The sequence below is a fragment of the Planctomicrobium mucosum genome, from assembly GCF_051466335.1.
Classification (GTDB): Bacteria; Planctomycetota; Planctomycetia; order Planctomycetales; family Planctomycetaceae; genus Planctomicrobium.
In genome coordinates this window covers 1,017,083-1,031,741 of sequence record NZ_CP195793.1, presented here as the reverse complement: position 1 = coordinate 1,031,741, position 14,659 = coordinate 1,017,083, and the positions used below count along the sequence as shown (strand labels likewise).

Below are 14,659 nucleotides of genomic sequence, written 5' to 3'. Positions count from 1 at the left end.
TCCACAAGAGGTTTCCTTATGGACGCCACCCTGGAATCTTCGCTGCCTGTTTGAACCACTTTTTGAGTAGTTTCTCATCAAGGGGATCGTCTTGATAAATATCCAGCCACCGTGCTTCTGGATCTTTCCCCGATCCCGGAGGAAGTGGATCGAGAGAAGTCCCGCGAAAGAACGTTACTTTGACGTACCTTGTCAGCACGTGAAACGACAGGAACCAGCCTTGTCCTTCGACGCCGTAAAACGGAGAGTTCCAGCGAACTCCCTTGACGACTCCGGGAATCACGTCCGTAATCAGCTGATCAAGCCTTCTGCCGACATCCTGCTTCCACTCAGGCATCGCTGCGATGTACGCCTGAACTGGTTCATCGCCGTCCCCCTTGGGAATCTGCGGGTTTCCTCCGGAAAGTAACTTTGCCTCTGAGGAATTCGGTGAATCAATTGATTTACGTTTCGCCATTTTACTCCCCGCTTTGTGGTGCCGACCAACGCTTCATGCTGGCACGTGCCACTTCGAACCGTTCCGACTCAGGGCTTCCCCTGATCTCATTCAGGCCGCAATTTCAGGTAAAAACATCGTCTCATCAACGTTTGTACTACTTACCATAACAGAATAAAACAAGAGTCGCCGAAATCCGCTGTTACCCAACGAGAAACCACTTGAATCATGATTATTACGACAACTTTTCAAATCGAAGGCTATGAAATTCAAGAGTATCTGGGGATCGTCCGTGGAATTACTGTCCGCGCTCCCACCATTTCTCAAGGAATCGTAGGGGGATTGAAAAGCATCATTGGAGGTCGCATTGGCGCGTTCGTCCAAATGTGCGAACAGGCCAGAGAGCACGCCTACGCGGACATGGTCGCACATGCGAAGCAGCTGGGTGCCAATGCGATCGTGGGAGTCTCCTATGACGCCTCGGACATGGGTGGACATTCAGCAGCTACGGAAGTTCTGTGTTACGGAACGGCTGTGATCGTCCGAAAGATTTAAAAGCCGGTCGCACGAATGCCACTGCAGCGGAGGCCCGCATTGCACTCACATGTGGACCTTCCCCTCAAGAGCAGGCATTACACCAGTGAATGCGAGCCAAACAGACAAAAAAAGCCGTGATGAAACGCTATTGTGCATTTCATGCACGGCGACATGCAGTGCAATCTTTAGATTAACCGCGAGTCCAGCGAACGCTTTCCTTGCCGTCTTCAACAGTCACTTTCAATTCAGTGAGCTTATTGCGGATCTTATCAGCCATTGGCCAGTTCTTGGTCGAGCGGGCTTCAGCTCGCAGCTCGAGAATCAGATCCATCAGGCCGTTGACGAAACCGTCATCTGCAGCTGCGTTCTTCTGTTGCGGCTGACGGAAAACACCAACAACGTTTGACAGTTCTTTCAGCAACGACAGCAGGGTAACGAGCTGCGACTTCTGATCTGCAGTTGCACTTTCTTCAAGCTTATTCGAGCTAATGAACCCGTTCACGACCCGTCGCAACTCGAAGAGCATTCCAATCGCACCACCCGTATTGAAGTCGTCGTCCATCGCTTCCCAGAAGCGATCACGAAGATCAATCACGCTGGCTTTGACATCCTCTGGCAAGTGATCGAGGTTCACAGTTTCAGTGCGGACAGTCGACGCTTGAATGTCGTAGAAGCTTGACCCGACAATTCGCTGTGCGGTATCGAACAGCCGATAAAATCCGTCCATCGCCTTACCAGTGTTGGCAATATTCTCGATGGAAAAGTCGATCGGACTCCTGTAGTGCGTCGACAGAAGGAAAAACCGAACAACTTCAGGGGCGTGGTGAGCAAAGACCGCAGTTTTCACAGACTCAGCGCCGGCTGAGCCAGCCAGCTTGCCGGCGATCTGTGCTTCGTGATCGCCATCTTTGCTATGGGCTCCACCAACTTTCCCGGTGTTCTTGCCGGACTGCATCAAGCCGTTGTGCATCCAGTATTTCACGAACGTCTTTCCGGAAGATGATTCCGATTGAGCAAGTTCGTTTTCATGGTGCGGGAACATCAGGTCGAGCCCCCCGCCATGGATGTCGATCGATTCACCGAGGAGCTTGCAACTCATCGCTGAACATTCGATGTGCCAACCCGGACGTCCGGGGCCCCAGGGGCTATCCCACGCTGGCTCTGACGCCTTCGAAGACTTCCATAGAGCGAAGTCGGCAGGGTTCTGCTTTTGATCGTTCGCTTCCACGCGAGTCCCGGCGAGCATCTGTTCGACACTGCGTCCGCTGAGCTTGCCGTAATCCGCGTCCTGAGTCACAGCGAAATAGACATCGCCATTCAGCGCGTATGCCGACCCCTTGTCAATCAGCCCTTGAATCATTTCCTGCATCGCGCCGATGTAATCGGTTGCGTAGGGGAAATGGTCGATTGAATCGACACCCATCAAACGCAGATTGTCGAAGTAATCTTCCGTCATCTGCTCAGCGAGAGCTTTGACTTCCATCCCTTTTTCTTTTGCCTTGTTGATGAGCTTGTCATCAACATCGGTGATATTCACTACGAATGTCACCTTGTAGCCGGAGTAAGTCAGATAGCGTTTGATTGTGTCGAAGATGACCGGGCCAACCATATGCCCGATATGTGCTGGTTTGTAAACCGTCGGACCGCACAGGTACATGGAGACCTGACCAGGCTTGATCGGCTGAAATTCCTGTTTTTCCCGGGTCAGCGTATTGTAAACGCGAAGCGACATCTGATTCCTGACCTTCCGTGTAACATGTATCTGTAACGCAGTGCGAGAAGGCCCGGATGGACAATTCTCACGGGAAGAACTCACCTGATTCCTCAGACCTTCGCCCGTCCACCCTGCCTACTGGCACTCTTGGAAGATTAGCGATTTTTGGACAAATGAGCCAAGAGGGAAGTGAACTCAGATTTTTGGAGACGATCAAAGGATCAGCATCGCATCACCGTAGCTGAAGAAGCGATATTTCTCCGCAACGGCCTCTTCGTACGCCCGTTTGACCAATTCCCGCCCAGCGAATGTACTGACCAACACCAGCAGAGTTGATTTCGGGAGGTGGAAATTAGTGATCATCGCATCCACTGCCTGAAATTCGAACGGAGGACGAATAAACAGGTTTGTATCCCCGGTAGTCGCCGCCAATGGCCCCGCTTTGGCTGCCGATTCAAGAGTTCGAACGGTGGTTGTCCCGACGGCGACGACTCGCCCCCCCTGATTTCTCGCTGCTTCAATGGATTTCACGGTTCCCTGCGGCAATTCGAACCACTCTGAGTGCATTTTGTGATCCGCGAGCTTTTGCACACTCACTGGTCGAAACGTTCCCAGTCCCACATGCAGCGTCACCCGAGCAGACTCTACTCCTCTGGATTTGCAAGCTGCGAACAGTTCTGGAGTGAAATGCAGGCCTGCAGTGGGAGCCGCCACAGCACCAGGCCGCTCAGCGTAGGTTGTCTGGTAGCGTTCAAGGTCGTTCGCGACAGCGTCACGCTTCATGTAATGCGGGAGCGGCATCACCCCGTACTGAGATAGAAGTGTGAACGTCTCCACGTCCGACTGCGGCTCAACAACCCATTCTCCCCCCTCGTGCCGTTCCTTGAGAAGGATTTCCACCGTGTCAACGTGGCAGGCCTCTTGATCGCTTTGCCCCAGAGGCGGAAGGAGTGTAATTCGTTCCCCGGGTTGCAGCGTGCCGCGAGTCTGCCCAATGATTCGCCAGTCCCGCTCCCCTTCCTTTCTCAGAAACAGGCCTTCCCATTTGCCGCCAGTCGCAGTTCGAATCCCGATCAATCGTGCAGGGACGACGCGGGTGTCATTCATCACCAGCAGGTCATTGACCTGTAGGTAAGTTGGGAGATCGGTGAACTGGCGATGTTCGATGGCCCCTTGCTTTCGATCGACCACCATCAGCCGGGATGCATCTCTCTTCGCGATTGGCTCCTGCGCAATCAACTCTTCCGGGAGGTGGTAATCGTAGTAGTCGATGGTGTCATCGAGATTCATGGTAACCAGAACACAATCAAAACGAGGCCGAAGCAGACCGATTGAAAAGCGAAGACCGCCGGAAGTTCGGCGGTCTTCGAAAACTCATCTCGATACCGTCGCAAGACAGCTCACGACGGCATCAACGCAAAGCTTAGACTTTGCCGAAGATCGTCTTGCCAGTTGAGTGCAGGTCGTCGCAAGCCTCTGCCATACGTTTTGCAACACCAGCTTCGCCCAACTTCAGGTAAGCGCGTGGATCGTAGGCCTTCTTGTTACCGACTTCGCCATCAACCTTCAGAACACCGTCGTAGTTCTTGAACATGTGCTCAGCGATTGGTCGTGTAAACGCGTACTGGGTGTCTGTGTCGATGTTCATCTTCACGACGCCGTAAGCGAGGGTTTCTTCCAGTTCGTGGCGAGGTGTTCCCGATCCACCGTGGAAGACCAGATCGAACTCTGCGTCTTTACCGAACTTGGAAGTGACAGCATCCTGCCCCTTCTTCAGAATGTCTGGGCGGAGCTTCACTGAGCCTGGCTTGTAATGACCGTGAACGTTGCCGAAGGTGGCAGCGAACATGTATCGGCCGAGTCCCTTGAGTGCTTCGTACACGGCGACCATGTCTTCTGGAGTGGTGTACAGCTTGGAATCTGGAACGTGTTCCATTTCCGCACCGGCAGCACCATCTTCTTCTCCACCGACAACGCCCGCTTCGATTTCGAGAATGATCTCGTTTTCAGCGCAGAGCTTCAGACACTCTTGTGAGAGTTTCATATTCTCTTCGAGAGGCAGGTTGGACGCGTCCAGCATGTGTGACTGGAAGAGGTTGCCCTTCCCTGCAGCACGGCGTTCTGCAGTTGCCTTGATCAATGGCTTTAGGAAGGTTTCGACTTCCTTTGGCGGGCAGTGGTCGGTATGCAGACCGATCAGAACATTGTGCTTCTCTGCGAGGCGGTGAGCAGCCTCAGCAAGAACGATGGACCCCAGAACAGAGTCACCAACATTCAAACCGGAGGCGAATTTTCCGCCCCCTGTAGAAATCTGAATGATGCCGTCAGATTTCTGATCGGAGAATGCTTTCAGAGCGGCATTGATCGTGACGATCGACGTCACGTTGATCGCTGGGTAGGCGTAATTTCCCTGCTGAGCAGCGTCCAGCATGGCAGCATATTGAGCAGGTGTCGCAATGGGCATTCTTAAAACTCCATAACTTCTGTTAAAAACTTTGAATCCTCTTGTGCAGGATACTCTGGGGCCTCGACCAGAGCTGGCAACACCTTGAGACGACCAAGCACCCGCACCTCAAGTTGCCCGTCCGGGAGCAACTCCCCGACCTGCATCATGACAAAAAATCCCCGGCATCAGGGAAGATCATGATGTCAGGCTATCACTTTTTTGGGTAGAGGAATATCACAAAGAAGAGATTTCCGGTCTTGCCTCAACAATTCCGCTTCGCCGCTTCCGTCCCGAGGCCGCGCGGAGCGCCACCCATCAACGATCCCCCAGACAAACACAACGGGGACAACCGATATCAAAGAACGTCTATTTTGTTTCGCTGGATGCGGGCGATTTCTCAAACGTTCCCCACATGTGCCCTCCGATATCCCCGTGTTGCCAGGTCCCGGAGTATCGCCCCTCGAAAAAGAGGACACGTGCCGTGAATCCTTGACCGACCAGTGGAATTGTGAGGTCCGTTACTTGGATCATCGGCGTGTCACCAGCCCATTTCACTCGAACGGGAACCGGAATCGGGAGCTCCACCTGACCGACTTTCATTCGTGATTCAACGATCCATTGGTCATCCTTGACCTTCCTGACGGAATCGATCTTATACGCTTCAGACCGCGGGAGCGCATCGGGCTGGTGATCAAGGCTGAACCGCCCCGTCATCAATACGGATTTCATCATCTCCGTAAAGTTCTGCTCTTGTTCACTCAGTTCCACTTCAGCGGACTGCTCAGAAGCGACAGCCATCGGTGCTACAAATGCCGCCGATGAGACGAACAAAACGGAAGCCAAAACGTAGATGAACGGTTTCATGATGAACGGTTTCATGCAGTGTCACTCCCTGATTCGAAGTTCGGCCTCAACCCCAGACGGGTGTGTTTCATGACGTCTCCGGACAGAAGACGTCATGAAACACTGAACAACATTCAACTCAATCGATCTCAGCAAACGCAGCCAATTCCAGAAAGGAGCGGCCCGACTCACCATTCAGCGGGTGAGCGAAGGCTAGCTGTTCGCCAACTCCTCGTCCCATTCATCCAGCAATGGCCAATCAACAGCACATGTTCCGAAGTCAGCCATATGCTGGTAACTTTCCAGACGGTCAATGGTCTTCTGCAGATGAGCATTGTCCTTCTTGAAGGCAGGCCCATGGCTCGGCAAAAGCCATTCAACATCGCTTTCCTGAATTCGTTTCAGCGAACGCACGAATGCGGGCAGATCTGAGCCATGATGTGCATCAATGTTTCCGACGCAGCCATCCCGGTAAATATTGTCACCAGACAGAAGCAGATTCCCCATGCGGAACGCCAACTGTGCGGGAGCATGACCTGGGGTATGCCAAACCTGCAATTCCAGCTTACCGATCGTCAGCACATCACCTTCGTTGATGATCTGATCAAATTTCACTGGAGGAAGGTCAATCGAGATTCCCTGAGCGGCAATTTCAGCGTACGTCATGATACGTTCGCCTGCCTCGATGAGTTTCGCAGCATCCGGATGCCCGACAACCAGTGCCTGTGGCATCATTTCCTTCGCGCGCTTCAAGCCTTGAATGTGATCCACGTCCGCGTGAGTGGCGACCAGATATTTGCATTGAGAAAGAGGGAAGTCCATCTGACGGATAATCCCAATGATATCTTCGAGTGTATCTGTGTATCCGATATCAATCAGCGCCCATTCATCGCCATCATGCACCAGATAAACGCAGCACCCCATCTGTCGACGAGCTTGATGGTTCATCTCAATGACGTGAGGAAAGAGTTCACGCCGTAATAACATCGCACAATTCCTTCTAAATCATAAATTTCAGGGAGTTCTCGACCCGACGGGAAAAACGCAGCCATTCCATCTCAAGACCGCAGAACGCGAAAATCTGACAGGAATGTCCATTTCAAACGATTGGATTCGAAAAGCCTATCGGACCAAAATCCCATCGAAGAGGATTTCTGCGACACGCTCTTACAAGTCTAGACGCTTCCCGGATCAACTACCATTGGCAGCTGAAATCTTCGTCACTTCTTTCGAAATTCAGAGCGGCAGCCAGAAAAACCGGGCGCCGAATCGTCTTTAGTAGTCAAGACTTGCTCCACCTTCCACTTCAATACCCTGCCCCGTGACAAAACTGGAGTCTTCAGTCGCAAGGAACAAACAGACCCGCCCGATTTCCTCCGGAGACGCCATTCTTCCCAGCACCTGCAACTCTGCCACTCGCTGCATCGCATCCGCAGGATTGGGCAATGTCGCCGCCCATTCCCGCATCAACGGCGTATCGACGTTGCTTGGCAACACGGCATTCACCCGAATTCCTTCACGCCCCAACTCGACCGCAAGGGCCTTTGTCAGGCTCAGCTGAGCACCTTTTGTGGCTGCATAGGCGCTGGAACAATCCTGCCCCAAAACAGCCGTCATCGAACTCATATTGATGATCGTCCCTTTTGTTTTCCGAAGATGAGGAAGAGCAGCTTTCACAGCGACATAAGTACTGACAAAATTGATGCGAAATAGATGTTCCAGATCAGGAATCTCTGTCGCATCAATCGATGTTGCTGGCGGATGTACACCTGCATTGTTGATCAGGCAGTCGATCCGTCCAAATTCTTCAGCGACCCCGGAAATTGCCTGTGCCAGCTGTGGAAAATCACTGACATCACATTTCCAGAATTTTGCTTTTCCGGGTCCCTGAGCATTCCATTCAGTAGCGAGCTTTTGTCCTGCGGCTTCGTTTTTGTCGAGGATCGCGACAAATGCTCCTTCGCGGGCAAATACCTGCACGCATCCCGCTCCGATCCCCTGACCTCCTCCGGTGACGATCACAACCCGATTTTCAAATCTCATTTCGAATTCCCGATGAGATCGCCGACAGGCGAGCATTTCCCGATTTCGGCATCCGAATGCGCACCTCGCTGGAGAGGTCGCTTTCGTGCCATTGAACTCTGTGTTCCCGATTCCTGAACTGCTAAATTATGATCTGCACATGTCGAATAGAATCCGGTGGATTGTCTCTGCTGGCACAGCCCCTTGAAACATAACTGAGTTGATCGATGAGCGAAATTCACACGCTGACCCGCGAACTGCAAAAAAAGAATGATTCCAAAATCGTGCTGCTTGTGGCGGACGGATTGGGCGGCCTTCCACTCACACCAGGCGGTAAAACAGAACTCGAAACAGCAAAAACTCCGAATCTGGACGCATTGGCCAAACGTGGAACTCTCGGCCTGAGCACTCCCGTCATCCCCGGAATCACCCCAGGAAGCGGACCAGGCCACTTGGGTCTGTTTGGATACGATCCGCTCGAATTCCAGATTGGTCGCGGCGTTCTGGAAGCACTCGGAATCGACTTCGATCTTGGACCAAATGATGTCGCCATTCGTGGTAACTTCTGTACGCTCGACGCAAACGGCCTGATCTCCGATCGTCGTGCTGGACGAATTTCCTCAGAGCAGGCTGCTCCACTTTGTGAGAAGCTGAACCAGATCAAGATTCCTGGCGTTGAAGTCTTCGTTCAACACGTCAAGGAATACCGACTCGTCGTCGTCTTCCGGGCCGAAGGTCTCGGAGGAAATGTCAACGACACCGATCCACAGTCAACCGGTGTTGCTCCTCTCGATCCGGTCGCCCGCGATGCAGGATCCAGCAAGACCGTTGAAGTCGCCAAGGAATTCTTGCGACAGGCTCGCGAAGTTCTGAAGTACGACGCACCAGCCAACTTCCTGATGCTCCGCGGTATTGCAAAACGCCCACCGATTCCGACATTCGAAGAATGCTACGGAACCAAAGCGGGTGCAATTGCTGTGTACCCAATGTACCGTGGTCTCGCTCGGCTCGTCAGCATGGACGTGCTCGACGCTGGCCAGACACTCGAAGACCAGTGCGCACGCCTGAAGGCAGCGTGGAACGATTACGACTTCTTCTTCATGCATTTCAAGTACACCGACTCAACCGGCGAAGACGGAAACTTCGATGCCAAAGTGAAGCGGATCGAAGAACTGGACGCAGCGATTCCTGCGATCACCGCACTCAGCCCAACAGTGTTGATCGTCACCGGCGACCACAGCACTCCGAGCAAGATGAAGTCTCATAGCTGGCATCCAGTCCCAACCATGATCGTTGCAGACCGATGCCGATTCGACGGAAGCGAAGGCTTCGGGGAATCCAACTGTCGTCTCGGCGGACTGGGACAATTCCCAGCCAAGTACCTGATGCCACTCGCATTGGCGCACGCTGACCGACTCGAAAAATTCGGCGCGTAGTAAAGCGCCGCAGCGTCATCCAAACCACCACGTCGAATTCGTTATGAAATCTGATTGCATTTCGAATTCTTCGTGGTGATTCTTTGAATTCCCAGAATCAAATCAAATTCCGGGTGATCCACCGCAGGTCAAACAGCGTATCATCACGGATATTCCTGATGGAACGTTCAACAACATACTCACGATTCGAGAAACTTCATGACCAACACGAAGTCGACCATCACTGTTGATCCAGAAGCGGTTGCGAGAGCCCCGAAAGCCGACAAGGGGGTGATACTCATCTCCCACCCGAAAATCGTCTTCCTCTACCCAGCGTGGCTAGTCTCCATCTTCGCTGGTTTCTACCTCTACTTCTTTGGGCATGAAGCAGATCCGACAAAGTTTCAGGCAAGCGTTGCTCATGTTCTAAGCTGGACATTTCTGATCGTCCTCGGATTAAACCTTGTCGTTTTAGCGTTCGACTTTCCACGATCGACATCGCTACTTCTCTTCACGGTGATCACGACGCTGGTGCTCGGTTTTTCACTCATCGTCGCCTACAACCCTAACCTGCTCCCCTTTGTACACCGCTTGCTGACCTCCTTACATCCGGTTGCCAACTCGACGTTTTTCTTCCTGTTTGCGTCCATCATGGGAGGAATCTATGTCACTGTCTTCTTCACATCCCGACTGGATTACTGGGAAGTTCGCCCCAATGAACTGCTGCACCATCACGGAATCCTGAGCGATCTGGAACGGTTCTCTTCACCGAACCTGCGAATCGACAAAGAGATCAACGACATCTTTGAATTCGTTCTGCTGCGATCAGGGCGACTGATTCTGCACCCGAGCAACGAACGACGGGCAATCGTGCTCGACAATGTCTTCTTCATCAACAAGAAGGAAGAAGCGATTACAAAACTACTCGGCGCATTGCAGGTGCAGGTTCGCGAACCTCACTGATTGAGCCACCAACCAGCCATTGAATTCGGAACACGAAAAGAACGCCGTACTCATCATAGTGCGGCGTTCTTTGCATTTGATCAGTCCCGGTTCGTTTGTACGACCTTCAAGACACTGACGACTTTGGACGGGCTCCTGGTCCGCGTACGACCCGGTGAAAATGGAGTTCAACTTCACGATCGATCACTCGTCGCAGTCCTTCCGACAGACAATTCGGCTCATTGTCAGTCTCGCCTATGTGCACGACCTCATCGATCGACATCCCCGGAGAGACTGTAAACGTGCTCTGGTGAATGATCTGATTTCCCGCATCCAGTTCCGGGACGATGAAATGGGCGGTCGCCCCAAACGTCAGCATTCGGTGGCTGAAGGCGTCGTGATACGGACGAAATCCTGGAAATGAGGGGAGCAATCCGTGATGCAGATTGATAATCCGTCCGCCAGCAAACTCCCAGCATGCTCGCGGCGGAAGAATCTGCATATACCTGGCCAGTACGATGTAGTCGACATCGTACTCATCAAAAAGCTGCTCCATCCGCGGATTATCAGGCACTCCTTTGGCATCCCCGATATTGTGAAAATCGACGCCAAACTGCTCTGCGACACCTCGGCAGCGATCACGATTGCCGATCATAACCGCGACCTGTGCCTTTAATCTGCCATCTCGAATATCTCGCAGAATGGCCAACGACGTCTCAGGGCGATATGTCGTACACAGTGCGATCCTCGGGAGGCCGACCCGTTCATCTCGCCCCCAGACTCGAACCGTCAAACCTTTCTCCACGCCGATTTCATCCATCCGTGCCCGGAGCGAGGCCAACGACTGAACGTCATGTGGCCATTCCATCCGGACCATCATCGCGAACAGTTGCTCCGAATCGCGATCATACATCTGGATTTCGTGGATATTTGCTCCGGATTGAGTCACGTAATGCACAATCGGATCTGCCAACCCTCGATTGTCTGGACCGACCGCGGTGATCGTGATCTGCATCGAAACACTTATTCCGTTCAAAACGCTGAAATTGGGCAGCCAGTGATATGTAATCAGGACTGACGAACCTGTTGACCGATCGCTGCGAAGTCTGACTTCAAACTCTGATACAGCTTCTGATACAGCGGGTACGCCCGATTATAGGCAGTCTTACGACCTTCATCATGCGGAGTTCGATTCACAACCCGAATCGTCGCCTGACACGCTTCCACGACATCGCGATAGGCCCCTGTTCCGGCCGCAGCCAGCAGGGCAACGCCATACGCTGGCCCCTCTTCAGCGTTGATCGTCACAACTTCCTGACCATAAATATCAGCCTGAAGCTGACGCCAGAACGCTCCACGCGCCCCTCCGCCTGACAGGCGAATCTGTTCCACGGGAATGCTCATCTGTTGAATGACTTCCAAACAGTCCCGCATCGCGTATGTCGCCCCCTCCATGACTGACCGGACAAGATGCGGGCGTCCATGTCGAAGCGTCAATCCAATCCACGCTCCTCGTGCTTCTGGGTCAGCATGTGGCGAGCGTTCGCCAGTCAAATACGGAAGGAAGAAGAGTCCTTCCGAGGTCGCAGGTGCCTGCTCAGCTTCAGCGGAGAGAAGTTGATAAGGATCGACTCCCATCGCTTTGGCCGTCGACACTTCTGCCTGACCAAGTTGATTCCGATACCACTGCAGGCTTCCCCCTGCAGACAAGACGCAACCCATGACATGCCACTTGCCGCGAACAGCGTGACAGAACGTATGAATCCGCCCCTGAGCGTCAATCTGCACTTCATCACTATGGGCGAACACAACGCCGCTGGTCCCCATGGTGGCAGAGATATCTCCACGAGACACAATCCCGTTTCCGACTGCGCCCGCCGCCTGATCGCCTCCTCCTCCAACGACAGGAACACCTTCGGGCAATCCGAGCCGTCGAGCCGCAACTGATGTCAATTGCCCACTGACTTCCTCCGATTCGTAAACGCGGGGAAGCAATGCCGGATCAATCTCCAATTTGCTCAACAGTTCTTTGGACCAGCAACGATTACGGACATCCAGCAACAGCGTTCCAGATGCGTCGCTCACTTCCGTTGCGTATTCCCCTGTCAGGCGATAGCGAATGTAGTCCTTCGGCAGTAGAACCTGAGTCAGTCGCTCATAATTCTGCGGTTCATGGTTTCGCAGCCAAAGAATCTTCGGTGCTGTAAATCCGGTGAGAGCCGGATTCGCCACCATCCCGATCAATGCGGCTCGTCCCCCTGCCCGACGTTCAATTTCTTCGCATTCCGCAGCGGTTCGCTGATCGTTCCAGAGAAGAGCCGGCCGAATCACGTTATGGTCGCGATCAAGGAAAACGCTTCCATGCATCTGCCCGGAAAGTCCTATTCCTTTCACGTCGTCTGGTGAGATCTGTCCACGATTCAGAACGATCTGCACGGACTCAGCAGCAGCATTCCACCAGTCTTCCGGGTTCTGTTCTGACCACCCCGGAAGTGGGCTGTAGAGCGGATACTCCACCGTCGCCGAGGCGAGAATCTGCCCATTCTCCCGAATGGCGAGAGTCTTGGTGCCGCTGGTTCCGATATCGATTCCAAGAAAAATGGCCATAGTTTTGATCGCCCGAGCAAGTAACGCGACTTGAAAATTCACATATGTCGATTTGACGTCGAGAATATCAATTCGCCAAGCAGACTTCGAACGAACCGGCCCCTCACTTTCCAACGATTTCGACCATCCGCATACAATGACCTCCCATCCTCGCGACAGAAGCACCGAGAACCAGGTCAGCCACAAATGAGAATCAGCCCGTCATTCTTCCCAGAAAAAATAGACTTCCATAATTCAACGGTTCCTGAAGGCCTGATCCGCTAGAATGATCTCATTGCAAGAACATTCCCGCTAAAACCGAGACGACCGTGTCCACCATTGATTCGCCTGCTCCCCGAAAAAATGAAGTGACCAATTTTCAGCGAATTCTCACAGCGCTCCGCCTGCGCTGTCCTCGCTGCTTGAAAGGGAAACTTTTTCGCAACGTCTTCCGCATCAATTCGCATTGCCCCGAGTGCAATCTCGAGTTGAACTCCGAACCGGGATTCTTCATCGGTTCTCTCTATCCGAACTACGCAGTCACCGTTGTGTTTGTGACAGGCCTTTACTGGCTTCTTGCGTTCGGATTTCAAATTCCACAACGAACCGTTCTGTGGATCTGCCTGACCGCGTTTTTTGTATTTCCGATCTGGTTTCTTCGCTACGCGCGCAGTATCTGGCTGGCGATGCTGTACGAAGTCCGCCTAGGCGCGAAACCAACTCAATCCGTGGAACACAGGGAATCCGCTCGAGGGCAAGAAAACAATCCGGGTGAGCACTGAGCGGTTCCTCTCAGTTCGATTCCCCTTGAAGCGTGAGCACAAGCTTTCGACTTCCACCGTGGTTCCGATGCTCGCACAAATAGATTCCCTGCCATGTCCCGAGTACGAGTCGTCCGTGCGAGACCGGAATTGTCAGGGAATTTCCAAGCAGGGAAGCTTTGACATGTGCGGGCATATCATCTGGCCCCTCACATGTATGAATATAAGGAAAATCCTCTGGAGCGATGGCATTGAACGAGGATTCCAGATCCACCGGGACATCGGGATCCGCGTTCTCATTGATCGTCAATGACGCTGAAGTATGCATGATAAAGACATGCAACAAACCGACTTGAATATTCGCCAGTTCTGGCATCTTCTCGACGACATGACGCGTCACGAGATGGAAACCACGTCGAAATGCAGGAAGCGAAATCTGTCGCTGAAACCAAGACATACCAAAACCTTCAACCAACGATGATCCTCAGTTGCCGGTTGAATTATGGACTGATCCACCCATTTTTTGTATCGACGGAGCCTAAATGGTTCCCGCGATCTCAGTGGGCGAAATCGAGAACGGGCTCTTCCACTTTCTCCCGCACAGGTTCGTCCGCAGCGGACTTGGCGTTGTCCTGAAACTGCTGCATCCCCAAGACGAGAAGAAAGAACGTGCCGACGAGGAGCACTCCCAGAAAGAGCCCTCCGAACGACTTCTCAATAGAAGAATTGGAATACGTCTGCCCAGCCATGATCAATGATTTTCTGTTGCGTTGTGCCCGCACATGCTTCCACGTTTGAACGCAAACAGAGTGCCAACACTCAAAGTCGAGCGTTTTAACGTACAGTGAACACTCCCATCACGTCACAACCGACATATCGTTCACATCAATAAGCACAGAAAAGGAACCTTAACATCGACCGTAAACCACCTACCGATAGAAACTTACCACGTGCCAA

At 52.8% G+C, this 14,659-nt stretch carries 16 protein-coding genes; 4 read left to right on the top strand and 12 right to left on the bottom strand.

The genetic code is table 11. The features are described from left to right. Positions 1-16 precede the first annotated feature (16 nt). Positions 17-457 (bottom strand): DUF1801 domain-containing protein, encoded by a 441-nt coding sequence (locus tag SH668x_RS04230; RefSeq protein WP_437187451.1) that lies wholly within the window; start codon positions 455-457, stop codon positions 17-19. Positions 458-664: 207 nt separating this feature from the next. Here SH668x_RS04230 and SH668x_RS04225 point away from each other — a divergent pair, with 207 nt between their 5' ends. Then, positions 665-991, top strand: a complete 327-nt coding sequence (locus tag SH668x_RS04225) for a YbjQ family protein (RefSeq protein ID WP_437187450.1) — start codon at positions 665-667, stop codon at positions 989-991. Between the two features lie 172 nt (positions 992-1,163). On the opposite strand, the gene cysS is transcribed toward SH668x_RS04225, so the two are convergent. From cysS to SH668x_RS04190, 7 genes are all read right to left on the bottom strand, one after another. Further along, on the bottom strand, positions 1,164-2,705 hold the full coding sequence (cysS, locus tag SH668x_RS04220) for a cysteine--tRNA ligase (protein ID WP_437187449.1): 1,542 nt from the start codon (positions 2,703-2,705) through the stop codon (positions 1,164-1,166). 195 nt (positions 2,706-2,900) lie between these two features. After that, on the bottom strand, positions 2,901-3,977 hold the full coding sequence (queA, locus tag SH668x_RS04215) for a tRNA preQ1(34) S-adenosylmethionine ribosyltransferase-isomerase QueA (RefSeq protein WP_437187448.1): 1,077 nt from the start codon (positions 3,975-3,977) through the stop codon (positions 2,901-2,903). Positions 3,978-4,110: 133 nt separating this feature from the next. Next, on the bottom strand, positions 4,111-5,151 hold the full coding sequence (gene fbaA / locus SH668x_RS04210) for a class II fructose-bisphosphate aldolase (RefSeq protein WP_437187447.1): 1,041 nt from the start codon (positions 5,149-5,151) through the stop codon (positions 4,111-4,113). A 2-nt stretch (positions 5,152-5,153) separates the two neighbouring features. Then, positions 5,154-5,300, bottom strand: a complete 147-nt coding sequence (locus tag SH668x_RS04205) for a hypothetical protein (RefSeq protein WP_437187446.1) — start codon at positions 5,298-5,300, stop codon at positions 5,154-5,156. A 199-nt stretch (positions 5,301-5,499) separates the two neighbouring features. Continuing rightward, positions 5,500-6,012, bottom strand: coding sequence for a hypothetical protein (locus SH668x_RS04200; protein ID WP_437187445.1), 513 nt, complete (start codon positions 6,010-6,012; stop codon positions 5,500-5,502). A 177-nt stretch (positions 6,013-6,189) separates the two neighbouring features. After that, the gene (locus SH668x_RS04195) at positions 6,190-6,963 is read right to left on the bottom strand and encodes an MBL fold metallo-hydrolase (protein ID WP_437187444.1); all 774 of its coding nucleotides are present in this window, start codon (positions 6,961-6,963) and stop codon (positions 6,190-6,192) included. A gap of 288 nt (positions 6,964-7,251) precedes the next feature. Then, positions 7,252-8,019 carry a glucose 1-dehydrogenase gene (locus SH668x_RS04190; RefSeq protein WP_437187443.1) on the bottom strand — a complete coding sequence of 256 codons (768 nt, stop codon included), beginning with the start codon at positions 8,017-8,019 and terminating at the stop codon, positions 7,252-7,254. A 206-nt stretch (positions 8,020-8,225) separates the two neighbouring features. Here SH668x_RS04190 and SH668x_RS04185 point away from each other — a divergent pair, with 206 nt between their 5' ends. Further along, positions 8,226-9,434 carry a 2,3-bisphosphoglycerate-independent phosphoglycerate mutase gene (locus tag SH668x_RS04185; RefSeq protein ID WP_437187442.1) on the top strand — a complete coding sequence of 403 codons (1,209 nt, stop codon included), beginning with the start codon at positions 8,226-8,228 and terminating at the stop codon, positions 9,432-9,434. 198 nt (positions 9,435-9,632) lie between these two features. Then, a complete protein-coding gene (locus tag SH668x_RS04180; RefSeq protein WP_437187441.1) occupies positions 9,633-10,376 on the top strand; it encodes a hypothetical protein in 744 nt (247 codons plus the stop codon). Between the two features lie 106 nt (positions 10,377-10,482). On the opposite strand, the gene SH668x_RS04175 is transcribed toward SH668x_RS04180, so the two are convergent. Then, on the bottom strand, positions 10,483-11,370 hold the full coding sequence (locus SH668x_RS04175) for a formyltetrahydrofolate deformylase (protein WP_437187440.1): 888 nt from the start codon (positions 11,368-11,370) through the stop codon (positions 10,483-10,485). A gap of 53 nt (positions 11,371-11,423) precedes the next feature. Continuing rightward, the gene (gene xylB / locus SH668x_RS04170; RefSeq protein WP_437187439.1) at positions 11,424-12,962 is read right to left on the bottom strand and encodes a xylulokinase; all 1,539 of its coding nucleotides are present in this window, start codon (positions 12,960-12,962) and stop codon (positions 11,424-11,426) included. A gap of 308 nt (positions 12,963-13,270) precedes the next feature. Between xylB and SH668x_RS04165 the strand changes: the two genes are divergently transcribed. After that, the gene (locus SH668x_RS04165; protein ID WP_437187438.1) at positions 13,271-13,723 is read left to right on the top strand and encodes a DUF983 domain-containing protein; all 453 of its coding nucleotides are present in this window, start codon (positions 13,271-13,273) and stop codon (positions 13,721-13,723) included. Between the two features lie 10 nt (positions 13,724-13,733). Here the strand turns inward: SH668x_RS04165 and SH668x_RS04160 are convergent, their stop codons facing one another. Beyond that, positions 13,734-14,159, bottom strand: a complete 426-nt coding sequence (locus SH668x_RS04160) for a secondary thiamine-phosphate synthase enzyme YjbQ (protein WP_437187437.1) — start codon at positions 14,157-14,159, stop codon at positions 13,734-13,736. Positions 14,160-14,259: 100 nt separating this feature from the next. Then, positions 14,260-14,451 carry a hypothetical protein gene (locus SH668x_RS04155; RefSeq protein ID WP_437187436.1) on the bottom strand — a complete coding sequence of 64 codons (192 nt, stop codon included), beginning with the start codon at positions 14,449-14,451 and terminating at the stop codon, positions 14,260-14,262. Between the last annotated feature and the right edge of the window lie 208 nt (positions 14,452-14,659).